A 26127-nucleotide genomic window follows, 5' to 3' on the forward strand; every position below is an offset into this window, starting at 1 on the left:
CTCCCCCTCCACACGTGGCCAGGAAGGCATTGTCCGTGTTCCTGCTGTTTAGCTGAACACTAGCTGTCTACCTGCCAAAAAAACGACTTTTTCATCTGCGTTTCATATTCGTTGAACATTTTTGCGCTTAATCTTGGCGGCACGACTTGAGAGCGAACCGTACTTTGCAGGTTAACTCGTTGATTCCGCTTTACCTTTGAGCATTTTGGTCTTTACTCACGTAAGCCAAGGAAGACCCACTGTGACCTGTCAGGACTACCGAATGAATGCCATGAATCCACGTTATTTTTAATCAGGCGCCTGCTGTTCCAGGCTTGTGATTACTGCTGTGTTTACGCTCCAAGTTGCTCTAACCCCCGAGGTAATGAATCTTTGAAACCCTATCCAATTCATTGCGTGTCGATCGTTATCCCGGTCTACAACGAACAAGAAAGCCTGCCTGAATTGCTGCGCCGCACCATGGCCGCCTGCAAACAGCTGGCTTACGAATACGAAATCATCCTGGTGGATGACGGCAGCCGCGACAACTCCGCGCAATTGCTGGAAGACGCCGCCGCGCTCGAAGGCAGCAACGTGGTCGCGGTGATCCTCAACCGCAACTACGGCCAGCACGCCGCGATCATGGCCGGCTTCGAGCATTGCCGGGGCGACGTGGTGATCACCCTGGACGCCGACCTGCAGAACCCGCCGGAAGAAATCCCGCGCCTGGTTGAACAGGCCGCCCTGGGCTACGACGTGGTTGCCACCGTGCGCAACAATCGCCAGGACTCGGCCTTCCGCCGCTGGCCGTCGCGCCTGATCAACCTCGCCGTGCAGCGCTCCACCGGCGTGGCCATGAGTGACTACGGCTGCATGCTGCGCGCTTATCGCCGCACCATCGTCGACGCCATGCTGGCCTGCCGCGAGCGCAGCACCTTTATCCCGATCCTGGCCAACAGCTTTGCGCGCCACACCACGGAAATCCTGGTGCATCACGCCGAGCGTGAACACGGCGAGTCCAAGTACAGCCCGATGCGCCTGATCAGCCTGATGTTCGACCTGCTGACCTGCATGACCACCACGCCACTGCGCCTGTTGAGCATCGTCGGTTTCAGCCTGGCGGCGCTGGGCATGCTCTTCGCCTTTGCGCTGATTGTGCTGCGTATTGCCTTCGGTGCCGGCTGGGCCGGTGACGGGATGTTCGTGCTGTTCGCCGTCCTGTTCGTGTTCACCGGTGGCCAGTTCATCGGCATGGGCCTCTTGGGTGAATACCTGGGCCGCATGTACAGCGATGTGCGGGCCCGCCCACGGTTCTTTATTGAAAAAGTGCTGCGCAACCAACCGGCAGCACCGGCCGAGACCTTTACGGTCGATGGCCTGACGTCTTCCCACACCTCTACTTCTCCTTCCGATCAGGTTTCGTCATGAATTCAAAAGCTGTTGTCTTCGCTTACCACGATATTGGCTGTGCAGGCATCGAAGCCCTGCTCAATGCGGGTTACGAAATTGCTGCCGTGTTCACCCATGCCGATGATCCCAAGGAAAACAATTTCTACGGTTCCGTCGCCCAACTGTGCGCCCGCAATGGCATCCCGGTGCACGCCCCGGAAGACGCCAACCACCCGCTGTGGATCGAGCGCATCGCCAAGCTGAACCCGGACTACATCTTCTCGTTCTACTACCGCAACCTGCTGAGCGAAGCCCTGCTGGCCACCGCCAAAAAAGGCGCGTTCAACCTGCACGGCTCCCTGCTGCCTAAATACCGTGGCCGTGCACCGGCCAACTGGGTGCTGGTCAACGGCGAAACCGAAACCGGCGTGACCCTGCACCGCATGGTCAAGCGTGCCGATGCCGGCGCGATCCTGGCCCAGCAGAAAGTCGTGATCGACCGCACCGACACCGGCCTGACCCTGCACGCCAAACTGCGTGAGGCGGCCACCAACCTGCTGCGCGACGCCCTGCCGCAACTGGCTCAAGGCAAGCTGGCTGAAACCGCACAAGACGAAAGCCAGGCCACCTACTTCGGTCGCCGCACCGCAGCAGACGGCAAGCTGGACTGGAAAAAGCCGGCTGAAGAGCTGTTCAACCTGGTGCGTGCCGTGACCCAGCCTTACCCGGGCGCCTTCTGCGCCGTGGGCGAGCACAAGCTGATCGTCTGGAGCGCTGAAGTCGTCAAGGGCAACGAAGGCCTGGCGCCAGGCCGCGTGATCAGCGTCAACCCGCTGCGCATCGCCTGCGGTGAAGATTCCCTGGTGGTCAAGTTTGGCCAGCGCAACGAAAACGGCCTGTACCTGGCCGGCCCGTCCCTGGCGGATGAGCTGGGCCTGGTGGACGGTTCCGTGCTGCGCGGCGCCGAGTCCGGCCGCAAGCCACGCCGTACCCGCGTGCTGATCCTGGGTGTGAACGGCTTTATCGGTAACCACCTGTCCGAGCGCCTGCTGCGCGACGACCGTTACGAAATCTACGGCCTGGACATCGGTTCCGACGCCATCGAGCGCCTGCGCAGCCACCCGAACTTCCACTACGTGGAAGGCGACATCAGCATTCACTCCGAGTGGATCGAGTACCACATCAAGAAGTGCGACGTGGTCCTGCCACTGGTGGCCATCGCCACCCCGATCGAATACACCCGCAACCCGCTGCGCGTATTTGAACTGGACTTCGAAGAGAACCTGAAACTGGTTCGCTACTGCGTGAAGTACAACAAGCGCGTGATCTTCCCGTCGACCTCCGAAGTGTATGGCATGTGCCAGGACCAGTACTTCGACGAAGACACCTCCAACCTGGTGGTGGGCCCGGTCAACAAGCAGCGCTGGATCTACTCGGTCTCCAAGCAACTGCTGGACCGCGTGATCTGGGCTTACGGCGACAAAGGCCTGAAGTTCACCCTGTTCCGTCCATTCAACTGGATGGGCCCGCGCCTCGACCGCCTGGACTCGGCCCGTATCGGAAGCTCCCGCGCCATCACCCAGCTGATCCTGAACCTGGTGGAAGGCACGCCAATCCGTCTGTTCGACGGTGGCGAGCAGAAGCGTTGCTTCACTGACATCGCCGACGGCATCGAAGCCCTGGCGCGCATCATTGATAACGACAACGACAACTGCAACGGCCAGATCATCAACATCGGCAACCCGGAAAACGAAGCCAGCATCCGTCAGCTGGGCGAAGAACTGCTGCGTCAGTTCGAAGCTCACCCGCTGCGCAGCAACTTCCCTCCGTTTGCCGGTTTCCGCGACGTAGAGAGCAAGGCGTTCTACGGCACCGGTTACCAGGACGTGGCACACCGCAAGCCAAGCATCGAAAACGCCAAGCGCCTGCTGAACTGGGAGCCTACCGTCGAGATGAGCGAAACCATCGGCAACACCCTGGATTTCTTCCTGCGTGAAGCCATGCTCGAAATCGCGGACAAGCGTTGATGCAAGCGGGTCTACGCATCGACGTCGACACCTACCGAGGCACCCGCGAAGGGGTGCCAAGGTTGTTGGAGTCGCTCGACGAAGCCGGGGTCAAGGCGACCTTCTTCTTCAGCGTCGGGCCGGACAACATGGGGCGCCACTTGTGGCGCCTGATCCGCCCGCAGTTCCTGTGGAAGATGCTGCGCTCCAATGCTGCCGGTTTGTACGGCTGGGACATTTTGCTGGCCGGCACTGCCTGGCCGGGCAAACCCATTGGCCGCGACCTGGGGCACCTGATGCGCCAGGCCAAGGCAGCCGGGCATGAAGTCGGCCTGCACGCCTGGGATCACCATGGCTGGCAGGCCAACACCGCAAGCTGGAGCGACAAACAGCTGGTCGAGCAGATCCGCCGTGGCGTCGACACCTTGAGCGACATCCTCGGTGAGCGCATCGACTGTTCAGCCGCCGCCGGCTGGCGTGCCGATGAGCGCGTGGTGCAAGCCAAGCAACCGTTCAACTTCCGTTACAACAGCGATTGCCGTGGTACCAGCCTGTTCCGGCCGACCCTGGCGGATGGCAGTGCCGGCACGCCACAAATTCCGGTGGACATGCCGACCTTCGACGAAGTCGTGGGCCCGGTAGTGGCTGCCAAGGATTTCAATGCCTTCATCCTCGACCGCTTCAAGCCGTCGAAGCTCAACGTTTATACGATCCACGCAGAAGTAGAAGGGATTCTGATGGCCAATGATTTTCGCCAGTTGCTCGCCCAGGCAGGGCAGCGCGGCATCGCGTTCAAACCGTTGGGCGACCTGTTGCCCGCCGACGTGACCACCCTGCCCCAGCAACAGTTGGTGCGCGGTGTGCTGAGCGGCCGTGAAGGCTGGCTCGGAGTGCAAAAGGCATGATCCGGCGCTGGGCCCTGCCCCTGCTCCTGTTGGCTTTCGGGGTGTTCTACCTGATCCCGCTGGCCACCCACGGGCTGTGGATTCCCGACGAAACCCGCTATGCGCAGATCAGCCAGGAAATGCTGCTGACCGGCAAGTGGGCGTCGCCGCACTTCATGGGAATTCGCTACTTCGAAAAACCGGCCGCCGGGTACTGGATGATCGCGCTGGGCCAGGCGATCTTCGGCCAGAACCTGTTCGGCGTGCGTTTTGCCTCGGCCTTGAGCACCGGCCTGAGCATCCTACTGGTGTACTTCGTGGCCCGGCGTTTGTGGAACGACCCGCGCAAGAGCCTGGTCAGCGCCGTGCTGTACATGAGTTTCGTCAGCGTCGCGTTCCTGGCGGGCTATGCCAACCTCGATCCGCAGTTCACCTTCTGGGTCAACCTGACCGGGGCTGCGCTGTGGTTCTGCTTCGACAGCACCACCCCCCGTGGCCGCCTGGGGTCCTGGGCCTTGCTCGGGTTCGCCTGCGGCATGGGCTTCATGACCAAGGGGTTCCTCGCCTGGTTGCTGCCGGTGTTGATCGCCCTGCCCTACATGGTCTGGCAAAAGCGCTTTCGTGAGCTGCTCACCTATGGCCTGGTGGCCGTGGTCGTCGCGATTGTCGTCAGCCTGCCGTGGGCACTGATGGTGCATGCCCAGGAACCGGATTACTGGAATTTCTTCTTCTGGCACGAGCACATCCAGCGCTTTGCCGGCGAAGACGCCCAGCACTCCGAACCCTTCTGGTACTACCTGCCGTTGCTGGTAGCGTTCACCCTGCCGTGGATGGCGTTGCTGCCGTCCACCGTCAAACAGGCGTGGCTGGAAAAGCGCAGTGCCAAGATCGGCTTCCTGTTGCTGTGGCTGCTGATGCCGTTGGCGTTCTTCAGCCTGGCCAAGGGCAAGCTGCCGTCGTACATCATGCCGTGCCTGCTGCCGCTGGCATTGTTGATGGGCCATACCCTGGCCGACAAGTTGGCCCAGGCCCGTGGCCGCGTACTGCGCATCAACGGCTGGCTGAACCTGATCCTCGGCGTGCTGGGGCTGCTGGCCCTGACCTGGTTCCAATTGAAGAAGCCGGTGTATGAGCACGGCCAGGAAACCTTGAGCCTGGTGCTGGTGTTCATCTTCCTGTTCGGCTGGATCATCGCCAATCTGCTGCAAGCCGCCCGCCCGCTGCACCTGTGGGCCGCACCGGTGATCGGTAGCTGGCTGCTGGTGGCACTGGTGCCGGCCGCGTTGCCGCACTCGGTGGTTTATAACAAGACCCCGGACCAGTTCATCATCGATCACCTCCAGGAATTGCAGCCCACCACCGCGTTGCTGAGCAACGACCTGGGTGCGGCCTCGGCCTTGTCATGGCGCCTGCAGCGTCCCGAAGTGATGCTTTACAACACCGTTGGCGAAGTGAAATACGGCATCGCCTTCCCGGACACCGCTTACCGCAAGATCGATGCCGCCCATGTCCAGCAATGGATGACCGACGCGCGCAAACAGGGTTCAGTGGGCGTGGTGATGCGGGTCAAGGGTGACGACGAGCGCCAGGAAGTCGAGCTGCTGCCCAAAGACGGCAAGCGCTACGAGCAAGGCAATATTGTGATTCTGATTTTCCCGCAGAGTGCCCCATGACCACACTGCTGCTGTTGTTGGGCGCGTGCCTGCTGACCTGCATGGGCCAGGTGTCCCAGAAGTTTGCCGTGGAAGGCTGGCGTGACCAGCCCGAGGGTTGGGCCTTGAAGCTGCGCTCGCCGTGGCTGTGGTCGGCACTGATATGCCTGGGCCTGGGTTTGCTGGTGTGGCTGCTGGTGCTGCAACGCCTGGAAGTCGGCATCGCCTACCCGATGCTCAGCCTCAACTTTGTGCTGGTGACCCTGGTGGCGCGCTTTGTGTTCCACGAACACATCGACGGCCGCCATTGGTTCGGCGTGCTGCTGGTGATTGCCGGTGTGGTGTTGCTGGGGCGTCAGGTATGAGTCGCGCTCGCGGTTTTGCCCTGGCCCTGGGCAGCGTTGCACTGGTGAGCGGCGCCCAGTTGGGCATGCGCTGGAGCATGACGCGCCTGCCGCTGCCCGCCGAATGGCTGACAGCGCTCAACACCGGTGCCATCGACCTTGGCGCACTGGGCGTGGTGATCCTGGCGATCATCGCCTATGCCCTGTCGATGCTCTGCTGGCTGGGCGCGCTGAAAGACCTGCCGCTGGGGCGTGCCTATTCGCTGCTCAGCATCAGCTACGCGCTGGTGTACCTGCTGGCCGCCAGCCTGCCGGTGTTCAACGAACATTTTTCCGTTTCAAAAACTGCGGGAGTGGCCTTGGTCATCCTCGGAGTCCTGACTATCAACTCTCGTCGTGCTAGCACCACAAGTCCCAGGAATGCCCCATGAAAATCAGTGTATTTGGTAGTGGTTACGTCGGTCTGGTGCAGGCCACCGTATTGGCCGAAGTCGGTCACGATGTCATCTGCATGGACGTTGACGAGAACAAGGTCAAGCAACTGCAACAGGGCCACGTGAGCATTTTCGAGCCGGGCCTGGCGGCCATGGTCAAGGAAAACCTCGAAGGCGGGCGCCTGACGTTTACCTATGACGAAAAACTCGCGGTCGAGCACGGCGAAGTCCTGTTTATCGCCGTGGGCACGCCTTCGGATGAAGACGGCTCGGCCGACCTGAAATACGTGCTGTCGGTAGGCGATGCGGTGGCCCGTCACCGGGTGCAACCGGTGATCCTGGTGGAAAAGTCCACCGTGCCCGTCGGCACTGGCGACACCTTGCGCGCCCACATGGAAAAAGCCCTGCACCTGGCCGGCCGCCACCTGGAATTCGATATCGTCTCCAACCCGGAATTCCTCAAGGAAGGCTCGGCCGTTGCCGACTGCCGCCGCCCGGACCGCATCGTCATTGGCTGCGAGCGTGAAGAAGTGCGCGAGGTGATGCGTGAATTGTATGCACCGTTCAACCGCAACCACGACCGCATCATCTTCATGGACCTGCGCAGCGCCGAGCTGACCAAGTACGCCGCCAACTGCATGCTGGCCACCAAGATCAGCTTCATCAACCAGATCGCCGAACTGGCCGAACACCTGGGCGCCGACATCGAAGCCGTGCGCTTGGGCATCGGTGCCGACTCGCGCATTGGTTATCACTTTATCTACCCGGGCTGCGGTTATGGCGGCTCGTGCTTCCCCAAGGACATGCGCGCCCTGATCCACAGCGCCAAGGCCGCCAACTGCTCCAGCGACCTGCTGGAAGCCGTGGAAGCGATCAACCAGCGCCAGAAGAGCAAGCTGTTCGAACGCGCCAACGCGTTCTTCAAGGGCGACCTCAAGGGCAAGACCTTCGCCTTGTGGGGCCTGGCGTTCAAACCGAACACCGACGACATGCGCGACGCACCCAGCCGTGTGCTGATGGAAGCCCTGTGGGCCGCCGGCGCCAATGTGCGCGCGTTTGACCCGGAAGCCATGCAGGAAACCCAGCGCATCTATGGCGATGACCCGCGCCTGATGCTGATGGGCACCCCGGAGTCGACCCTGAGCGGTTCCGACGCCTTGATCATTTGCACTGAATGGCAGCAGTTCAAGGCGCCGGACTTCGACCTGATTCAGCAGCGCCTGAAAACCCCGGTGATCTTCGACGGCCGTAACCTGTACGACGGCGAACGCTTGGCACGCAAAGGCATCCAGTACTTCCCGATGGGCCGCGGCGACTCCTGCAATTTGCCGATCCCCCAGCAAAACTGGGTACCTCAGGCCGAGGAAGCCTAAGACGTGGACAGAGCTCATCCGCCCCTGCTCAGCCCGACGATTCGCCGACACTCATGGTTGCTGGGGCTCCTGGCGCTCGTCCTGTTTATCGCGGGCAACTGGAACCAGGCAATCATTGGCTTTGATTCGCGCTTTGTGCTGTTCGCCCAGGAGATGCTGCGCCATGGGCCGGGGTTCTTCCCGACGACCTACGGGCAGCCTTATGCCGACTACCTCGCCACCTCGACACTGCTGACCTGGCTGCTATCCCTGCCCCTGGGGCAGGTCACCAGCCTGACGGCCTGGCTGCCGACGGCCATCGCGTCGGCACTGATCGTGGTGCTGGTCTATCGCCTGACGGCGCCCTACTCCCGGCGCTGGGCGCTGCTGAGCATCGCGGTGATGATGCTGAGCAGCACCTTCATCAGCGAAACCCGCGCAGTGTCCCTCGACCAGATGCTGGCCGCGGTGGCCCTGGCGGTGTTTTACCTGGGGTATGCCCATGATCACTTCGGCGCCGGCAAGCGCTTGCACTGGCTGTTTGCGCTGCTGATCGTAGGGTTCGCGATTCGTGGGCCGATCGGCCTGGTGATTCCCACCGGCATGCTGTGCAGCTACTACCTGATCAATCGCCAATGGCGGCAACTGTTCAGTTTCGGCCTGTTGGCCCTGGCGTTGCTGGCGGCTTGTGTCGGCCTGCTGTTGCTGCTGGCCAAGCTCAGCGGCGGCGAAGGGTTCATGCAGGATGTGATCCGCATGCAGTTCCTCGGCCGCATGGACGGGACTGAAGGCTCCGGCAGCGTGCTGTATTACTTCAGCAGTTCCCTGGGCAACTACGCCCCGGCGTATCCGCTGGCCCTACTGGCGCTGATTGCAATCGTTGCCGGTGGCCGCGAAGAACAGGGGCCGGCGCTGAAGCTGGTGCTGTACTGCCTCGCCGCAGGTTTGATCGTGATGATCGGCCTGTCGGTGCCTCAGGCGAAAAAGGCCCGCTATGTACTGCCGATGCTGCCCATGGCGGCGATCATCGCCGCGTATCCGTTCCAGGTTGAACGGGGGCGACTGTTCGCCGGGCTGCGCTGGCTGATGCTGGCGCTTTGGACGGCAATTCCCGGGCTGCTGATCGCCGGCTTGTTCGTGGCGCGTCATCGCTTCCCCGGGGAGATTGGCAGCCTCAACCCGGTGTTCGGGATCCTGATAGCCCTCCAGACGCTGGCACTGGGGTTTCTGTTCAAGACGCGCCTTCGCTACCTGGGCCCGGCCTTCACCGCCGTGCTGGCGGTATGGCTCGCCTATATCGTGATGGTCGAACCCCTGGAGCGCCGGCTGTATGACACGCGCACCTTTACCCTCCAGGCCCAGACGCTCATCCAGCAGGAACGGGCGCCGCTGGTGCTGCACGCGCTGGGCAAGGATGCGAAAGCCATCAAGTTCATGGTCAACCTCGATTGCGACCGGGTGCCGCTGTTTACCCAGTTGACCGCCGAACTGGCACCGATTCAGGCACCTGCCTGGCTGATCATGAGCCAGGCGGACTTTGAAGGGTTGAGCGATCCACGGTTTCGCTCACTGGTGCCGGTGTTGACCGGGCAGTTCGACAAGAACCCGTATGTGTTGCTGCATTTGGTCAAAAACCCACAGCCTTGATGCCTGGCAATGGGATAAGCGGGCAACCCGCTTATCCCATGTCGGTGCTATCCGTAGTTTAAAACTCCGGTGTATGTAAGAAGCTTCTTTATCCGATAACTTCTGTAAATTTCCAGACAGTAACTATCGAGAAAAATCCTACGCTTCTATCCGTAACCACCGATGCAACTCCCCTTCCCGCTTAAAGTCCCCAACTGTAGACTCGCCTGCCAAGTGAGTTAATTAATTACTACCTTCCCCACTATTTAAAATAGCACCCGTGGCTCGACTCAGGGCCTTCCTGACAATTTTGAAAGAAACCAGCTCAAATCGTGCTCACCCGGTTATAGAAAGAGTTGCAATAACAATAAACAAGTTTAAACAGCACTTAATCCTGCCGTTTATTTACTCTAGAGGAATGCTCCGTGTCCGACCAACCATTGCCCGCCCTCTCTTCTGCGACAGGTTTTACATCCATTCTTCAAACCCCCTCTTCACCGGCAAGCGTTGGCTATGTCCCGGTTCCCAAGCTGGATCGACTGATGGAGTTGCGCGATGCGCTGGTGGTGCTCAAGGGCCCGCTGGCCAACAACCCGTCACTGCGGGAAAACGTGCAGAACCTGCTGATCAACGAAGAAACCAATGACCGGGTGCTGGGCAAGGTCAGCAGCCCCCTGCCACCCCCGACGCGGCTGATACCCTTCGGCTGAGGCGGTTAACTGCAAAAATACTGCACTTGACCTGCATTAATATGCATTGGCGGCAACTTTGCCCGATGGGCACACTGCGCAGGTTCCTCCCCCAAATGCAGGAACTTTTTTGAAGGGCTTTTCCGGGAAACCAGACAGGCCTTTTTTTTCGCCCGCTTTTTATGGACCGTCTGTCAATGCTCGCTCGCTGGTTACCCGCTGCCATCAATACCCGCCCCGCCGAATGGAGCCGCGCCGCGATCGGCATGGCCCTGGGCACGCTCTTCAGTGTCTGGGTATGTGCCCAGGTGTTCGGCATGGAGGTGGCCTTGCACCTCATCGGCCCGCTCGGGGCCTCGGCGGTGCTGCTGTTTGCCGTGTCATCCGGCGCACTGGCCCAACCCTGGTCGATCATCGGCAGCTACCTGTGCGCCGGGGTCGTTGCCTTGCTGGTGGCCCGGGTACTGGGACGCACCCTGGGCAGCGCGTGCCTGGCCGCCGGGATGACGGTGATCCTGATCTGCTGGCTGCGTTGCCTGCACCCGCCGGCGGGTGGGCTGGCCATGAGCCTGGTGCTGGCAGACCCCGCCTCCATCGCCCTGGGTTGGCAGGAAATGGGTGCCGTCATGCTGGGCGCTACCGTCATGGTGGCGTGTGCCCTGGCCTACAATAATGCGACGCGCACACGTTACCCCAAGGGCGCAAGCGAACCGGCGGCACCGAGCTTTATGCCAACCGCCATCGAAAACCCCGGCATCAGCGCCGAAGACCTCAAGCAGGCACTCGCCGAGCGCGAGCAGTTCCTGGACGTGACCCCACAGGAACTGGAAGAGCTGATCCAGGCCAGCGAACGGTACGCCCGGCGACGCGCTATCGGGGCGGTTTTCCAACGCTAGGGCCGATGCAGCCCATCGTGCAAAAATGCAAAAACGACCTGCAGGATTCCGACTTGTACTGGGCAAATTTGCACTGGTACGATCGCGAGAGCGTTCGCCCCCGAACATCTTGATAAAGAACAATAAAAGCAGGGAGTTAGAGATGACTGCTCAGGTTTCATCCGAGGCAAGCAGCGCCGGGATTCTGCAAGACGAGGTCCTGGCTGAAGTACGCAACCACATAGGCCACCTGACGCTCAATCGCCCCGCCGGCCTGAATGCCATTACCCTGGACATGGTCCGCAGCCTCAGCCGGCATTTGCAGGCCTGGGCTGACGACCCCCGGGTGCACGCCGTGGTGCTGCGCGGTGCCGGGGAAAAAGCCTTCTGCGCCGGCGGCGACATTCGCTCGCTGTACGACAGCTACAAGAACGGCGACACCCTTCACGAAGACTTCTTCGTCGAGGAATACGCCCTCGACCTCGCCATCCACCACTACCGCAAACCGGTGCTGGCGCTGATGGACGGCTTTGTCCTCGGCGGCGGCATGGGCCTGGTGCAAGGCGCCGACCTGCGAGTGGTCACCGAACGCAGCCGCCTGGCGATGCCGGAAGTGGCCATCGGTTATTTCCCTGACGTGGGCGGCAGCTATTTCCTGCCGCGTATTCCCGGCGAACTGGGGATCTACCTCGGTGTGACCGGGGTGCAGATTCGCGCGGCCGACGCCCTGTATTGCGGGCTTGCCGACTGGTACCTCGACAGCGCCAAACTCAGCGAGCTCGATCAGCGGCTCGACCGCCTTCAATGGCACGACTCGCCGCTCAAGGACCTGCAAGGCCTGCTGGCCGGCCTGGCCGTACAGCAATTGCCCGACGCACCGCTGGCGGCACTGCGCCCGGCCATCGACCACTTTTTTGCCTTGCCGGACGTGCCGAGCATCGTTGAGCAGTTGCAGCAAGTCACCGTTGCCGACAGTCACGACTGGGCGTTGACCACCGTCAGCCTGATGCAGACCCGCTCGCCCCTGGCCATGGCCGTCACCCTGCAGATGCTGCGCCGGGGTCGCCACCTGCCCCTGGAGCAGTGCTTCGCCCTGGAATTGCACCTGGACCGCCAATGGTTCGCCCGCGGCGACCTGATCGAAGGCGTACGCGCCCTGCTGATCGACAAAGACAAAACCCCTCGCTGGAACCCTCCGTCCCTCCAGGCGTTGGAGGCTGATCATGTCGAGAGCTTCTTCCGCGACTTCGACAAGAACGAGAACTAAGTCATGCAAGATATTGAATTTACTGAAGAACAGGTAATGATCCGCGACATGGCCCGGGACTTTGCCCGAGGCGAAATCGCGCCTCACGCCCAGGCCTGGGAAAAAGCCGGCTGGATCGACGATGCCCTGGTCGCCAAGATGGGCGAACTGGGGTTGCTGGGGATGGTCGTCCCCGAGGAATGGGGCGGCACCTACGTCGACTACGTGGCCTACGCCCTGGCAGTGGAAGAGATCTCCGCCGGCGATGGCGCGACCGGCGCACTGATGAGTATCCATAATTCAGTCGGTTGCGGGCCAATTCTCAACTACGGCTCACAAGCGCAAAAGGAAACCTGGCTGGCGGAACTGGCCAGCGGCCAGGCTATCGGCTGCTTCTGCCTGACCGAACCCCAGGCCGGTTCCGAAGCCCACAACCTGCGCACCCGTGCCGAACTGCGGGACGGCCAGTGGGTGATCAACGGCGCCAAGCAGTTCGTCAGCAACGGCAAGCGCGCCAAGCTGGCGATCGTGTTTGCGGTGACCGACCCGGAACTCGGCAAGAAAGGCATCTCGGCCTTCCTGGTGCCTACCAACACCCCGGGCTTCGTGGTGGACCGTACCGAACACAAGATGGGCATTCGTGCCTCGGACACCTGCGCCGTCACCCTCAACCAATGCAGCGTGCCCGAAGCCAACCTGCTGGGCGAACGCGGCAAAGGCCTGGCCATCGCCCTGTCCAACCTCGAAGGTGGCCGCATCGGGATTGCCGCCCAGGCGCTGGGCATCGCCCGGGCCGCCTTTGAAGCGGCGCTGGCCTATGCCCGTGACCGGGTGCAGTTCGACAAGGCGATCATTGAACACCAGAGCGTGGCCAACCTGCTGGCCGACATGCAGACCCGCCTGAACGCCGCGCGCTTGCTGATCCTGCATGCCGCCAGACTGCGCAGTGCGGGCAAGCCGTGCCTGTCGGAAGCTTCCCAGGCCAAGTTGTTTGCCTCGGAAATGGCCGAGAAGGTGTGCTCCTCAGCGATGCAGATTCATGGGGGATATGGCTATCTGGAGGATTACCCGGTGGAGCGTTACTACCGGGATGCGCGGATTACCCAGATTTACGAGGGCACCAGCGAGATTCAGCGGATGGTGATTGCTCGAGAGCTTAAGAACTATCAGCTGTAAGCAGTTGATTTAAATTGAAATTGTGGGAGCCATCAGGCTCCCACCTTGGCCTCACTTATCCTTGAACTCCGGCGCACGCTTGGCCACAAACGCCGCCATGCCTTCCTTCTGATCCAGTGTGGCAAACGCTGCATGGAACACCCGGCGCTCAAAGCGCACACCTTCAGACAGGCTCACTTCAAACGCACGGTTGACGCTTTCCTTGACCATCATGCTGATGGGCACCGATTTGCTGGCGATCAGGGTCGCGACTTTCAGCGCCTCATCCAGCAACTCATCCGCCGGCACGATCCGCGCGACAATCCCGCAACGCTCCGCTTCCACCGCATCGATAAACCGGCCGGTCAGGCACATTTCCATGGCCTTGGCCTTGCCCACGGCGCGGGTCAGGCGCTGGGTGCCGCCCATGCCCGGCAGCACGCCGAGGTTGATTTCCGGCTGGCCGAACTTGGCGTTGTCACCGGCCAGGATGAAGTCGCACATCAACGCCAGCTCACACCCGCCGCCCAGGGCAAAACCGTTGACCGCCGCAATGATCGGCTTGCGGCGGTTGGCCACGCGGTCGCTGTCGCTGAACAGGTCATCCAGGTAGATCTGCGGGTAAGTCAGCTCGGCCATTTCCTTGATGTCGGCGCCGGCGGCAAAGGCTTTTTTCGAGCCGGTGAGCACGATGCAGCCGATTTCCGGATTGGCTTCCAGGCTGTCCAGCGCCTGGTTCAACTCGCTGACCAGTTGAGCATTCAAGGCGTTCAGCGCTTGCGGGCGATTGAGGGTGATCAGCCCGACACGGCCCTGGACGTCCAGCAAAATGGTTTCGTAACTCATAGATGCTCCTCAGAGATTGCGTGAAATGACCATGCGTTGAATATCGCTGGTGCCTTCGTAAATCTGGCAGACCCGCACATCGCGGTAGATCCGCTCCAGGGGAAAGTCGCTCAGGTAACCGTAACCGCCGAGGGTTTGCAAGGCCGCCGAACAGACCTTTTCGGCCATTTCCGACGCAAACAGCTTGGCCATTGAGGCTTCCACCAGCGCCGGTTTGCCGCTGTCACGCAGCGCGGCGGCGTAATGCACCATCTGCCGGGCGACGGCGATTTGCGTGGCCATGTCCGCCAGGCGGAACGCCACGGCCTGGTGCTCGATGATCGGTTTGCCAAAGCTTTCCCGCTCACGGGCGTAATCCCGGGCCGCTTCAAACGCCGCCCGCGCCATGCCCACCGCTTGCGAGGCAATGCCGACGCGCCCGCCTTCAAGGTTGGCCAGGGCGATTCGGTAGCCTTCGCCCTCCTCGCCCAAACGATTGCCGACCGGCACTTTCACGTCCTCAAACAGGATTTGGCAGGTGTCGGAGGCGTGCTGGCCGAGCTTGTCCTCGACCCGCGCCACGCTGTAGCCCGGCGAGTCAGTGGGCACGATAAACGCGCTGATGCCCCGCTTGCCGGCGGCCGGATCGGTGACCGCAAACACGATCACAATCCCGGCGTTTTGCCCGGAGGTGATGAACTGCTTGCAGCCATTCAACACGTAGTGATCGCCTTCCAGCCGGGCCCGGGTTTTCAGGCCGCTGGCGTCGGAGCCGGCCTGGGGTTCGGTCAAGGCAAACGCGCCGAGCATGGCGCCGCTGGCCAGGGGCTTGAGGAACTGCTCTCGCTGTTGATCGTTACCGAACTTGAGGATCGGCACACAGCCCACCGAGTTGTGCACGCTCATGATGGTCGAGCAGGCGCCGTCGCCGGCGGCGATTTCTTCCAGGGCCATCGCATAGGCCAGGTAGCCGGTGTCGCAACCGCCCCATTCTTCCGGGACCAGCATGCCGAAAAAGCCCAGTTCGGCCATTTCGCCGACGGCCTCCCTGGGAAAGCGATGCTCGCGGTCCCACTCGGCGGCGAACGGCTTGAGCCGTTCCTGGGCAAATTGCCGGGCGGCCTCGCTGATTTGCAGTTGTTCGTCATTCGGGAGCATAGGTGTTCCTTAGTACAGGCATTCAACGGCCATAGCCGTGGCTTCACCGCCGCCGATGCAGATGGCTGCGACGCCGCGCTTGAGGCCTTTCTGGCGCAGGGCCGAGAGCAGGGTCACCAGGATCCGTGCGCCGGACGCACCGATCGGATGGCCCAGGGCACAGGCGCCGCCGTGGATGTTGACCTTGCTGTGGGGGATTTCCAGCTTGCTCATGGTCACCAGGCTGACCACAGCGAAGGCTTCGTTGATTTCAAACAGGTCGACCTCGTCGAGGTTCCAGCCGGTCTTGGTCATCAGCTTGCGGATCGCCCCCACCGGCGCGACCGGGAACAGGCCTGGCTCGTCGGCAAAGGCTGCGTGGCCATGAATCACCGCCAACGGCTTGAGCCCACGCTTTTGCGCTTCGGACTCACGCATCAGCAGCAGTGCCGCTGCACCGTCGGAAATCGAGCTGGAGTTGGCGGCCGTCACCGTGCCGCCTTCGCGGAAGGCCGGTTTCAAGGTGGCGATCTTGTCCAGTTTGGCTTTGGGCGGCTGTTCATCGTGGGTGATGGTTTTCTGCTCCTTGCCTACGGTGACCTGTACCGGAACGATTTCGGCGATGAAGTTGCCGTCGGTGATCGCCTGTTGCGCACGGGTCAGGGACGCAATGGCAAACGCGTCCTGGGCCTCGCGGGAAAAGCCGTTGTGCTCGGCGCAGTCCTCGGCAAAGGTGCCCATCAGGCGGCCCTTGTCATAGGCGTCTTCGAGGCCGTCGAGGAACATGTGGTCGAGCACCCGGCCGTGGCCCATGCGGTAACCGCTGCGGGCGCGGTCCAGCAGGTACGGCGCGTTGGACATGCTCTCCATGCCACCGGCGATGACCACGTCCACACTGCCCGCCAGCAACGAGTCATGGGCCAGGATGGTGGCCTCCATGCCGGAGCCGCACATCTTGTTGAGGGTGGTGCAGCGGGTGGATTTGTCCAGGCCGGCGCCGAGGGCCGCCTGGCGCGCAGGGGCCTGGCCGAGGCCGGCGGGCAGCACACAGCCGAACAGCACTTCATCCACGGCGTCGCTGGCAATACCGGCCCGTTCGACCGCCGAGCGAATCGCTGCAGCGCCCAGTTGCGGGGCAGTCAGGCCTTTGAGGTCGCCCTGGAACCCGCCCATCGGGGTACGTACCGCGCTGACAATAACGATTGGATCAGTCATGAAAAATCTCCTTATTTGGCCGCCATGCGCAAGGCACCGTCGAGACGGATCACCTCGCCGTTGAGCATGCTGTTTTCAATGATATGCCGCACCAGCGCGGCGTACTCGCCTGGCTTGCCCAGGCGCGGCGGGAACGGCACACCGGCGGCCAGGGACTCACGCACTTGCGGGGTCATGCCGGCCATCATCGGGGTTTCGAAAATGCCGGGGGCGATGGTCATCACCCGAATCCCGTAGCGCGCCAGTTCGCGGGCCGCCGGCAGGGTCAGGCTGGCAATCGCGCCCTTGGAGGCGGCATACGCCGCCTGGCCAATCTGACCGTCAAAGGCTGCCACCGAGGCGGTGTTGATGATCACGCCGCGCTCGCCATCGGCATTTGCCTCGGTTTCAGCGATGGCGGCTGCGGCCAGGCGCAGCAGGTTGAAACTGCCGATCAGGTTGACGTTGATCACCTGGGCAAAGTTGGCCAACGCGTGTGGGCCATTTTTGCCGAGGATTTTCTCGCCACGCACCACGCCGGCGCAGTTGACCAGCCCGTGCAAGCCACCAAACGCAGCAACGGTGGCCTGCACCGCAGCCTCGGCGGCGGCTTCCTGGCTGATATCCGCGACCACGCTGCGCGCCTGCTCACCGAGTTTTTGCGCCTGGGCGGCGACGGCGTCGGCGTTCAGGTCCACCAGCATTACCTTGGCACCGGCGGCTACCAACATCTCGGCGGTTGCCGCGCCGAGGCCTGAAGCGCCGCCGCTGACCAGAAAAACCTTGTTCTCAATCTGCATCATTGTTTCCTTGAAGAGGGATTACGCCGTAGCCGCCTGGGCCTTGGCGATTTCCTGATTACGCAAAATGAAGCGTTGCAGCTTGCCGCTCGGGGTCTTGGGCAGCTCGCTGACAAATTCGATTTCCCGTGGGTACGAGTGGGCCGCCAGGCGCTTGCGCACGTGCTGGCGCAGCTCTTCGGCCAGGGCCGGCTCGGCGCGGTACTGCTCGCTGAGCACTACAAAGGCTTTGACGATCTCGGTGCGTTCCGGGCAGGGCTTGCCCACCACCGCCGCTTCCACCACCGCCGGGTGCTCGATCAGGGCACTTTCCACATCGAACGGGCCGACCCGGTAGCCGGAGGTGGTGATCACATCGTCACTGCGCCCCACGAAGCTGATACTGCCGTCGGGGTTCAGCTCCACCGTGTCGCCGCTGAGGTAGTACTTGCCGACGAAAGCCTTCGTCTTGACCCCGTCGTAGCCGGCGAACCAGCACATTGGCGATTGCTCGCGGTCGATGGCGAGAATGCCCGGCTGACCGGCGGGCAGTTCCTGATGGTCGTCGTCCAGCACCACGATGCGATGCCCCGGCGAGGCAAAACCGGCAGAACCGACATGCACCGGGTGCTCCAGGCCGTGGTGATTGCACAGCACCATGCCCAGTTCGGTCTGGCCATAGTGGTCGTGGATGGTCACGCCGAGGTTGTCGGCGAACCAGCGAATCACCTCCGGGTTCAACGGCTCGCCGGCGCTGCTGACAATGCGCAGCTTGCCTTTGATCGACTGGGCGAACTGTTCGCCGCCAGCAATCAGCAGGCGGTAGGCCGTCGGCGATCCGGTGAGGTTGGTGATCCCGTATTTGTTGATGACGCGGCAGGTGCTTTCGAGGGTGAACGGGCCGTCGTAGAAGGTGATCGGGTGGCCCATGGACAACGGGCCGGTGACGCCGAAATAGATGCCGTAGGCCCAGCCCGGATCGGCGACGTTCCAGAACGCGTCCTCGGGGCGCAGGTCCACGGCATCGCGGGTGTAGCTCTGGAACGCGACGATCGCCTTGAGCGGCACGGCCAGGGCTTTCGACGGGCCGGTGGTGCCGGAGGTGAACATCAGCAGGAATGGGTCTTCGGCGCCCAGCAGTACCGGCTCGCAGGTATTGGAATAGTTGGGCAACTCGGCCCAGAAGCTGAAATCGCCACGCACGATGCCTTCGCCGTTGGGGCCGGAGACGGTGACGATGGTTGGGCAGTCGGCCACTTCATTAAGCTTGGGACGGTTGACGGCGTCAGTCACCACCAACGCTGCGCCGGAGCTGTTCAGGCGGTGTTCGATGGCTTTGGGGCCGAAGGCGGTGAACAGAGGCTGATAGACCGCGCCGATGCGCCAGGTGGCGAGTACCACCACCAGCAACTCGGCGGTGCGTGGCAGGAGGCCCGCTACCTTGTCACCGCGTTTGACGCCCTGGGCCAGGAGGAAATTGGCGAAGCGTGCGGCCTGGTCTTGCAATTGGGTGAAGGTGGACGTGGCGCTGCGGCCGTCCTTGCCCTCCCAGAACAGTGCGATGCGGCCGGGCAATGCGTGGCGGTCGCAGCATTCGACGCAGGCGTTGAGCGCCTGCAGGCTGCCCGACAGGGCGGCGTCGACGGTGTGTTGGTAGTTGAACTGGGTGGTGGCAGCCGAGTAATCACGCATCGCTTCAAATCCCTGTGTGTTTTTATTTTCAGGATGGGTACGTAGACCGGTGAAATAGTCGCTCTAGAGCGGTGGACGGGCAATGGTCAAAGCTTTCAACTTGGTTGACTGGTTTGGCCAAGGGGGCTGCGCTTTTGGGGGGTATATCCGTTGCTGCGGTAACGGCCGCTATGGGTTCCGCTCTTACAGCGGCTCACTTTTGAACAGCGCAAAAGTAAGCAAAACGCTCTTGCCCCACCACTCGGCACCTCGCTAAGGCTCGGTGTGCCCTCTCTCCGGTACTACTGCGCGGGCCGCCGCGACGGGGCGTCCCTGCCCCGTCGCGGCTAAACCGGCGTCCTGCCGGTTTACCCGCTCCGTACTACCTGCGTTCGGCCAGCGTGGTTTAACGGGGCGCCTAAGATCAAGATCAAAAGCAGATCAACAGCACAGCGGCCTACAGGCCGGCTTGAGTGGTGTGAAGCAAAGGCAAGATCAAAATCAAAAGCCAGAGCGGGCACGGTCAAATGTGGGAGCTGGCTTGCCTGCGATAGCATCAACTGGGTGTACCTGATGCACCGAGGTGTCTGCATCGCCGGCAAGCCAGCTCCTACAGAAAAGCAGAGCCGCAGCAGTTTCAGATTTGGTTTTCGCTTTGGCTTTTGCTCTGGCTTCTACCACTCAAGCCGGCCTGTAGGCCGCTGTGCTCTTGCTTTTGATCTTGATCTGGCTCTGACTGCCCCAATCAGCCCGAGGCCGAACGCAGGGATTGAGGAGCGGGTAAACCGGCAGGACGCCGGTTTAGCCGCGACGGGGCAGGGACGCCCCGTCGCGGCGGCCCGCGGAGCAATGCCGGAGTGAGGGAACACCGAGCCTAGGCGAGGTGCCGACAGGCGGGGCAGAGCCCTTTGCTTACTTTGGGGCTTTTCCAAAGTGAGTCGCTGTAAGAGCGAAACCATAAGCCGCCGTTACCCAAATAACGGATATGTACACCAAAAGCCCCCCGGCGATAGACCCCACCAATCACCCAGTCAGCCCAAGCGATTGGACGCTCTACCCGCAAGCTTCTAAGCTTGAGGCCTGCGCCACCCAAGAAGCCCGCCCATGATCGTCCGCCCCAAACCCAACCTGCTCGGCATCCTGTTCTCCCTCAAGGGCTCAATCGCCAAGCGCATCGCCCTGCGCAGCCTGCTGGTCACCTTGCTGGCCTCAGTCATCGTGCTGGTAGAAACCCTGCACCCGGCCTATTTCTCGAAGGTCAACGCCACCCCCTTCACATTGCTGGGCCTGTCGCTGTCAATCTTCATGAGCTTTCGCAACAACGCCTGCTACGACCGCTGGTGGGAAGGCCGCAAACAACTGGGCCAGATGATCATTGAAGTACGCTCGCTGATCCGCGAAACCCAAATTTTCACCACCGCCGAACGCGAAAGCATGCTCCGCAGCCTGTGCGGCTTTGCCCATGGCCTGGTCGCCCGCCTGCGCCTGGAAGACGAAGCCCGGGCAATCCAGCCGTGGGTCAGCGTCGAGGCCAGCCACCCGAACCTGCCCGACCGCATCCTGCAAGACCTCGGCGCACACTGCTCGAACCTGGCCGAACAAGGCCACATCACCGAATGGCGCTACACCCAACTGGAAACCCGGCTGTACGGCCTCAGCCAGGTCCAGGCCTCCTGCGAGCGGATCAAGCACACGCCGCTGCCCTTCCCTTACACCTTGCTGCTGCACCGAACCATCTACCTGTTCTGCATTCTGCTGCCCTTCGCCATGGCCGAGCCGCTGGGCTGGCTGACGCCGGTCTTTACCGCGATCGTCAGCTACACCTTCTTCGGCCTGGATGAAATCGGCGACGACCTCGAAGACCCGTTCGGCTTCGACGAAAACGACCTGCCCTGCAACGCCATCGTCCGCACCCTGGAACGCGAGATTCTCGCCGCCCTCGGCGAAACCGAGTTGCCGCCGGCCCTTGAACCGATTGAATTCGTGCTGACGTGATGCGGGTTTGACAGTCGCGATGACCTGACCGAAGCTGATGGCTTTGCACTAGCTCCCCAGCTTTCGGACGCCTGCATGTCAAAGTCACGCCGTTACTCCATCATCGGCCTGTGCGCCCTGTTGTTTATCGTCGCAATCACCTGGTATTTCACCCGCACACCCCCGGTGGTCGTGCCCCCGGCCATCGCCCACGGTTACGCCAAGGCCTTGAAACAGGCACATAACGGCGAACCCGGCGCCGCCCGTGTGCTGTATCAACAGTTGGGGCGTCCGGACCTGTCCGACGTGCGCCGCGCCGCCTTGCATGCCGAATTGCCCAACTACCCCAGCCCCCAGGCCCTGAAGCTGGCGGACAAGGACCTGGCCAACGACGCACCAATGGTGCGCGAGGCGGCGATCCACAGCATCGTCGGCCTGGTGCCCAGCGGCCAGCGCACGCTGTTGCTCGGCCCGCTGCTGGATGACCCGGAACAAAGCGTTCGGTTTGCTGCGGCGAATGCCCTGCTGGGGCTGTCCCCCGACACCCTGGGGCTGTATTTCGGCCCATTGCAGCAAGTGCTCGACGAATACGTGAAGTTGCTCAAGGGCCAGCCCGAAAGCCCCGAAGGCTGGATTCAGCTGGCGCGCCTGTACATTCACAGCGCGCTGCTGCCCGATGCACAAAACGCCCTGGAACAGGCGATGCGCCTGCAACCGGACAACCTGCAGGCGGTGGTCGCGCAAATCGAATTGCTGGATAAACAGGGCAAGGTCGACGAGTCCCGCCAGCTCCTGGCCAGGCAGCTGCAGGCCCATCCCGATTCGGCTTACCTGCAACATGCCTTGGGCATGTGGCTGCTGCACCATGGGGAACGCCCTTTTGCCCTGCTCAGCCTGTCCCGGGCGGTGGAGCTGGAACCGAACAATCAGGATTACCGCTACGACCTGGCCACCACCCTGCACGCCCAGCAGGAAGTGGAAGCCGCCCAGCGCCAACTGGAAGAAATCGTCCAGCGCAACCCGGCCAATCGCAAGGCGCGGGTATTGCTGGTCAACTACTGGAAAGAAACCGGCCAGTTGCAGAACGTCCAGGTCTTGCTGGCGCAGCTTGAACAGCAGAACCCGGACGACCCGGCGCTGCAACAAGGCCTGTAAACGCTGTAATTGATACAAAACGTTGAACCGCTACACGGCGCCACGGTCAAGTAAATATGGCGCGCCCCAGCGGGCGCTCCCCCCTACTGATACGTGACCCGAGGGCACTTCTTGTCTACATCCAAAGAGCTGTTCACAGCAAAGGCGGCCACCGGTATTGAAGGTCTGGACGACATTCTTGCCGGGGGGCTTTCACGCAGCCACCTGTTCCTGCTCGAAGGTGAGCCAGGCACCGGTAAAACGACCGTAGCCCTGCACTTCCTCCAGGCAGGCGCCCGCAATGGCGAACGTTCGCTGTACATCACCCTGTCGGAGACCGAACGCGAGTTGCGCCAGGGTGCCAGGTCCCACGGGTGGGACCTGGACGAACACATTCATATCTTTGAACTCACCCCGCCGGAAAGCCTGCTGAATGCCGAGCACCAGCAGAGCCTGCTGTACTCCTCGGATCTTGAGCTGGGTGAAGCCACCCGGCAGATTTTCGAAGTGGTGGAACGGGTCAAACCCACCCGCGTGGTCATCGACAGCCTTTCGGAAATCCGCTTGCTGGCCCAAAGCTCCCTGCGCTATCGCCGGCAAATCCTCGCCATCAAGCATTACTTCGTGCGCTACGACGCCACGGTGTTGCTGCTGGACGACCTGACCACCGAGTCCCTCGACAAAACCGTACACAGCGTGGCCCACGGCGTGATTCGCCTGGAAGAGCTGACCCCCAACTACGGCGCCGAACGCCGGCGCGTGCGGATAGTGAAATACCGTGGCCAGAAGTACCGCGGCGGCTTTCACGACTTCACCATCATGGAAGACGGCGTGCATGTATTCCCGCGCCTGGTGGCTGCCGAGCACCGTGGCGGCTACAACCGTCAGACCTTGACCAGCGGCATCGGCGAGATGGATGCCTTGTTGGGCGGCGGGATCGAAACCGGTTCCAGCACCTTGATCCTGGGCCCGGCCGGTACCGGCAAATCGCTGATCTCGATGATCTTCGCCGCCGCTGCCGTCGCCCGGGGCGAGAAAGCCGCGCTGTTCATTTTTGATGAAGAGTTGGGGCTGCTGTTCGAGCGCATGAAGAACATGGGCATCGACCTGGAAGCCCTGCAAGGCACCGGCAACCTGCTGATCGAGCAAGTCGACGCCGCCGAACTGTCCCCCGGCGAATTCTCCCACCGGGTGCGCCGCTGCGTGGATGAGCGCGGGATCAAGACGGTGGTGATCGACAGCGTCAACGGCTACCAGGCCGCGATGCCGGAAGAAAACGCGCTGATCCTGCACATGCATGAACTGCTGCTGTACCTCAACCGCCGTGGCGCCGCGACCTTCATGACCGTGGCCCAGCACGGGCTGGTGGGCGACATGCAGGCGCCGGTGGACATCACCTATCTGGCCGACACCGTGATCCTGCTGCGTTACTTCGAAGCCCTCGGCAAAGTCCGCCGGGCCATCTCGATCATCAAGAAACGTACGGGCAGCCACGAATCGACGATTCGCGAATACCGCATCGGCGGCCGAGGCATGACCATCGGCGAACCCCTCGACGCGTTCCAGGGTGTGTTGCGTGGCGTCCCCACCTACATGGGCACCGATAACCCGCTGCTCAAGGAAGAAGGTTCGTGAGTGGCGCACCCGCCATCTCCGAGCGGGCAATCATCCTGGCGCCACTGGGCCGCGACAGCACTCTGGCGCTGATGATGCTCAACGAGGCGGGCTTCAGCGGCATCGTCGCCAGCCACCTGCAGATGCTGTGCGACGAACTGGAACAGGGCGCCGGATTGCTGATCGTCGCGGCCGAGGCCATGCACGGCATCGACCTGGAACCGCTGCTGACTCATTTGCAGCATCAGCCGGCGTGGTCGGACTTGCCCATCGTGCTGATGACCCACCATGGCGGCAGCGGACAGAACGGCTCATCGCGCTTGAGTACGCTGCTGGGCAACGTCACCTTCCTGGAGCGGCCGTTCCATCCGGTGACCCTGATCAGCCTGGTGACCACGGCGCTGCGCGGTCGCCGGCGGCAATACGAAGCCCGCGACCGGCTGATCGACCTGAGCCAGAGCGAACAACGCCTGCAAAGTACGCTGGAAACCCTCGAACAGCAGGTGGAAGAACGCACCGCACAGCTGCGCAATAACGAAGAAGCGCTGCGCCAGTCACAGAAAATGGAAGCTGTGGGCCAATTGACCGGCGGTATCGCCCATGACTTCAACAACATGCTTACCGGCATCATCGGCAGCCTTGAGTTGCTGCGACGACGGGTGGCCAGAGGGCGCATCGACGACCTCGACAGCCTGATCGACTTGGGCGTGACCTCGGCCAACCGTGCCGCCGCCCTGACCCACCGCCTGCTGGCATTCTCCCGGCGCCAGTCGCTGGATTCAAAACCGGTGCAGATCAACCAACTGGTGGCGTCCATGGGCGAGCTGCTGCAACGCAGCCTCAACGAGAGCATTGCCCTGGACATAAGGCTGAGCGAGCAGCTGTGGACCGCCGAGGTCGACCCCAATCAACTCGAAAGCGCCCTGCTCAACCTCGCGATCAATGCGCGGGACGCCATGCCCAGTGGCGGCCAACTGGTGGTGGAAACCACCAATCGTCACCTCGACAACGTGTTTACGGCGGCCTACGGCACCCTCACTCCCGGTGACTACGTGGAGCTGAGCGTCAGCGACACCGGCTGTGGCATGCCCGAAAGCGTGATCAGCCGCGCCTTTGACCCGTTCTTCACCACCAAGCCGATTGGCCAGGGCACGGGCCTGGGGCTGTCGATGATTTATGGCTTTGCCCGCCAGTCCCATGGCCACGTGACGATTCACAGCGTGGTCGGCGAAGGCACCACCGTCAGCCTGTTCCTGCCGCGTTTCGTCGGCGAAATAATCGCAGAAGAAACGCCCAACCCCGCCTTGCTGCCCTTCGCCAATGCGGGCGAAACCGTGCTGATCGTCGAAGACGACCCGGCCGTTCGGGTGCTGGTCAGCGCCGTGTTGAGTGAGTTGGGCTATGCGTTTGTGGAAGCCGGTGACGCCGACGGCGCCATGCCGATCATCGAGTCCAGCCAGCGGATTGACCTGTTGATCAGTGACGTTGGCCTGCCCGGCATGAATGGCCGGCAACTCGCGGAAATCGGCCGCCAGGTGCGGCCGGACTTGAAGGTGCTGTTTATCACCGGCTATGCGGAGCATGCGGCCGTGCGTGGGGGGTTTCTGGACCCCGGCATGCAGATGATCACCAAGCCGTTTACCTTTGATTTGTTGACGGCGAAGGTGCGGGAGATGATCAGGGCGTGAAGAGGGAGCACGCCCCTCTTCACCTGCCCTCAGGCCAACAGGCGCTGGATATGCTCCTGCAACGTATCCAGATCAAACGGCTTGGCCAGGATCGGTGCATTGCGGGTGATCGGGCTGTTGCAGTCGAGAATTTCCTGCGGGTAGCCGCTGATAAAGATCACCTTCAATTCCGGTCGCAGCTTGATCGCGGGCTCGGCGATCTGCACGCCGGAGATGCCGCCCGGCAGGCGATAGTCGGTCACCATCAGGTCCAGGTGCGGCTTGGTGGCCAGGATTTCAAACGCCTGCTCACCGTCAATCGCCTTCAATACCCGGTACCCGAGGCCCGACAGGTACTCACCCAACACAAACATAATCGACTCGTCATCTTCGACGATCAGAACCACATCTTGCGCATCTTCACTCATGGGAAGCCTTTGTCCGGTCAATTGCTGCTGATACGACCATAGGGTCACGCAGAGGTTGCGTCGGATTCACGAT

Annotated in this window: 22 protein-coding genes; 16 read left to right on the top strand and 6 right to left on the bottom strand. The window is 62.0% G+C overall.

The window, feature by feature from the left end:
• The first annotated feature begins 372 nt into the window (after positions 1–372).
• The 12 genes from arnC (at position 373) to HKK54_RS27585 (ending at position 13652) form a co-directional block, all read left to right on the top strand.
• On the top strand, positions 373–1407 hold the full coding sequence (gene arnC / locus HKK54_RS27530; RefSeq protein ID WP_169388512.1) for an undecaprenyl-phosphate 4-deoxy-4-formamido-L-arabinose transferase: 1035 nt from the start codon (positions 373–375) through the stop codon (positions 1405–1407).
• The gene (gene arnA, locus HKK54_RS27535) at positions 1404–3395 is read left to right on the top strand and encodes a bifunctional UDP-4-amino-4-deoxy-L-arabinose formyltransferase/UDP-glucuronic acid oxidase ArnA (RefSeq protein WP_010171068.1); all 1992 of its coding nucleotides are present in this window, start codon (positions 1404–1406) and stop codon (positions 3393–3395) included. Before arnC ends, arnA begins: the two co-directional genes overlap by 4 nt.
• Positions 3395–4279, top strand: coding sequence for a 4-deoxy-4-formamido-L-arabinose-phosphoundecaprenol deformylase (gene arnD / locus HKK54_RS27540; RefSeq protein WP_029615914.1), 885 nt, complete (start codon positions 3395–3397; stop codon positions 4277–4279). The genes arnA and arnD overlap by 1 nt, the downstream gene beginning before the upstream one ends.
• On the top strand, positions 4276–5931 hold the full coding sequence (arnT, locus tag HKK54_RS27545) for a lipid IV(A) 4-amino-4-deoxy-L-arabinosyltransferase (RefSeq protein WP_169388513.1): 1656 nt from the start codon (positions 4276–4278) through the stop codon (positions 5929–5931). Before arnD ends, arnT begins: the two co-directional genes overlap by 4 nt.
• A complete protein-coding gene (arnE, locus tag HKK54_RS27550) occupies positions 5928–6275 on the top strand; it encodes a 4-amino-4-deoxy-L-arabinose-phosphoundecaprenol flippase subunit ArnE (RefSeq protein ID WP_010171073.1) in 348 nt (115 codons plus the stop codon). Before arnT ends, arnE begins: the two co-directional genes overlap by 4 nt.
• Positions 6272–6685 (top strand): 4-amino-4-deoxy-L-arabinose-phosphoundecaprenol flippase subunit ArnF, encoded by a 414-nt coding sequence (arnF, locus tag HKK54_RS27555; RefSeq protein WP_169388514.1) that lies wholly within the window; start codon positions 6272–6274, stop codon positions 6683–6685. The genes arnE and arnF overlap by 4 nt, the downstream gene beginning before the upstream one ends.
• Positions 6682–8061, top strand: a complete 1380-nt coding sequence (locus HKK54_RS27560; protein ID WP_010171078.1) for a UDP-glucose dehydrogenase family protein — start codon at positions 6682–6684, stop codon at positions 8059–8061. Before arnF ends, HKK54_RS27560 begins: the two co-directional genes overlap by 4 nt.
• Before the next feature lie 3 nt (positions 8062–8064).
• Complete coding sequence (locus HKK54_RS27565) at positions 8065–9687, top strand: ArnT family glycosyltransferase (RefSeq protein WP_169388515.1); 1623 nt, start codon at positions 8065–8067, stop codon at positions 9685–9687.
• Positions 9688–10196: 509 nt separating this feature from the next.
• Positions 10197–10376 carry a type VI secretion system contractile sheath small subunit gene (locus tag HKK54_RS27570; protein WP_272903156.1) on the top strand — a complete coding sequence of 60 codons (180 nt, stop codon included), beginning with the start codon at positions 10197–10199 and terminating at the stop codon, positions 10374–10376.
• Positions 10377–10552: 176 nt separating this feature from the next.
• Positions 10553–11251: an HPP family protein gene (locus tag HKK54_RS27575; protein ID WP_169388516.1), complete on the top strand. Its 699-nt coding sequence runs from the start codon at positions 10553–10555 to the stop codon at positions 11249–11251.
• Positions 11252–11393: 142 nt separating this feature from the next.
• Positions 11394–12497 (top strand): enoyl-CoA hydratase/isomerase family protein, encoded by a 1104-nt coding sequence (locus HKK54_RS27580; protein WP_169388517.1) that lies wholly within the window; start codon positions 11394–11396, stop codon positions 12495–12497.
• Positions 12498–12500: 3 nt separating this feature from the next.
• A complete protein-coding gene (locus HKK54_RS27585; protein ID WP_169388518.1) occupies positions 12501–13652 on the top strand; it encodes an acyl-CoA dehydrogenase family protein in 1152 nt (383 codons plus the stop codon).
• Positions 13653–13703: 51 nt separating this feature from the next.
• Here HKK54_RS27585 and HKK54_RS27590 read toward each other — a convergent pair whose 3' ends face one another.
• The 5 genes from HKK54_RS27590 to HKK54_RS27610 are packed head-to-tail and all read right to left on the bottom strand — an operon-like array spanning position 13704 to position 19258.
• Entirely contained in the window at positions 13704–14477 is a 774-nt protein-coding gene (locus HKK54_RS27590; RefSeq protein WP_010171088.1) for an enoyl-CoA hydratase, read from the bottom strand.
• A 9-nt stretch (positions 14478–14486) separates the two neighbouring features.
• The gene (locus HKK54_RS27595; RefSeq protein ID WP_010171090.1) at positions 14487–15614 is read right to left on the bottom strand and encodes an acyl-CoA dehydrogenase; all 1128 of its coding nucleotides are present in this window, start codon (positions 15612–15614) and stop codon (positions 14487–14489) included.
• A gap of 9 nt (positions 15615–15623) precedes the next feature.
• The gene (locus HKK54_RS27600; RefSeq protein ID WP_169388519.1) at positions 15624–16808 is read right to left on the bottom strand and encodes an acetyl-CoA C-acyltransferase; all 1185 of its coding nucleotides are present in this window, start codon (positions 16806–16808) and stop codon (positions 15624–15626) included.
• An 11-nt stretch (positions 16809–16819) separates the two neighbouring features.
• Positions 16820–17587 carry an SDR family NAD(P)-dependent oxidoreductase gene (locus HKK54_RS27605; RefSeq protein ID WP_169388520.1) on the bottom strand — a complete coding sequence of 256 codons (768 nt, stop codon included), beginning with the start codon at positions 17585–17587 and terminating at the stop codon, positions 16820–16822.
• A gap of 21 nt (positions 17588–17608) precedes the next feature.
• Positions 17609–19258 (bottom strand): AMP-binding protein, encoded by a 1650-nt coding sequence (locus HKK54_RS27610; protein WP_169388521.1) that lies wholly within the window; start codon positions 19256–19258, stop codon positions 17609–17611.
• Between the two features lie 1083 nt (positions 19259–20341).
• Here HKK54_RS27610 and HKK54_RS27615 point away from each other — a divergent pair.
• The 4 genes from HKK54_RS27615 (at position 20342) to HKK54_RS27630 (ending at position 25647) form a co-directional block, all read left to right on the top strand.
• Complete coding sequence (locus HKK54_RS27615; RefSeq protein ID WP_169388522.1) at positions 20342–21232, top strand: bestrophin family protein; 891 nt, start codon at positions 20342–20344, stop codon at positions 21230–21232.
• Between the two features lie 75 nt (positions 21233–21307).
• The gene (locus tag HKK54_RS27620) at positions 21308–22366 is read left to right on the top strand and encodes a tetratricopeptide repeat protein (protein ID WP_169388523.1); all 1059 of its coding nucleotides are present in this window, start codon (positions 21308–21310) and stop codon (positions 22364–22366) included.
• 111 nt (positions 22367–22477) lie between these two features.
• Positions 22478–23980 carry an ATPase domain-containing protein gene (locus tag HKK54_RS27625; RefSeq protein WP_169388524.1) on the top strand — a complete coding sequence of 501 codons (1503 nt, stop codon included), beginning with the start codon at positions 22478–22480 and terminating at the stop codon, positions 23978–23980.
• On the top strand, positions 23977–25647 hold the full coding sequence (locus tag HKK54_RS27630; RefSeq protein ID WP_169388525.1) for a response regulator: 1671 nt from the start codon (positions 23977–23979) through the stop codon (positions 25645–25647). Before HKK54_RS27625 ends, HKK54_RS27630 begins: the two co-directional genes overlap by 4 nt.
• Positions 25648–25676: 29 nt before the next feature.
• On the opposite strand, the gene HKK54_RS27635 is transcribed toward HKK54_RS27630, so the two are convergent.
• Positions 25677–26054 carry a response regulator gene (locus tag HKK54_RS27635; protein WP_010171103.1) on the bottom strand — a complete coding sequence of 126 codons (378 nt, stop codon included), beginning with the start codon at positions 26052–26054 and terminating at the stop codon, positions 25677–25679.
• Positions 26055–26127 lie beyond the last annotated feature (73 nt).

The organism is Pseudomonas sp. ADAK13, from assembly GCF_012935715.1.
Classification (GTDB): Bacteria; Pseudomonadota; Gammaproteobacteria; order Pseudomonadales; family Pseudomonadaceae; genus Aquipseudomonas.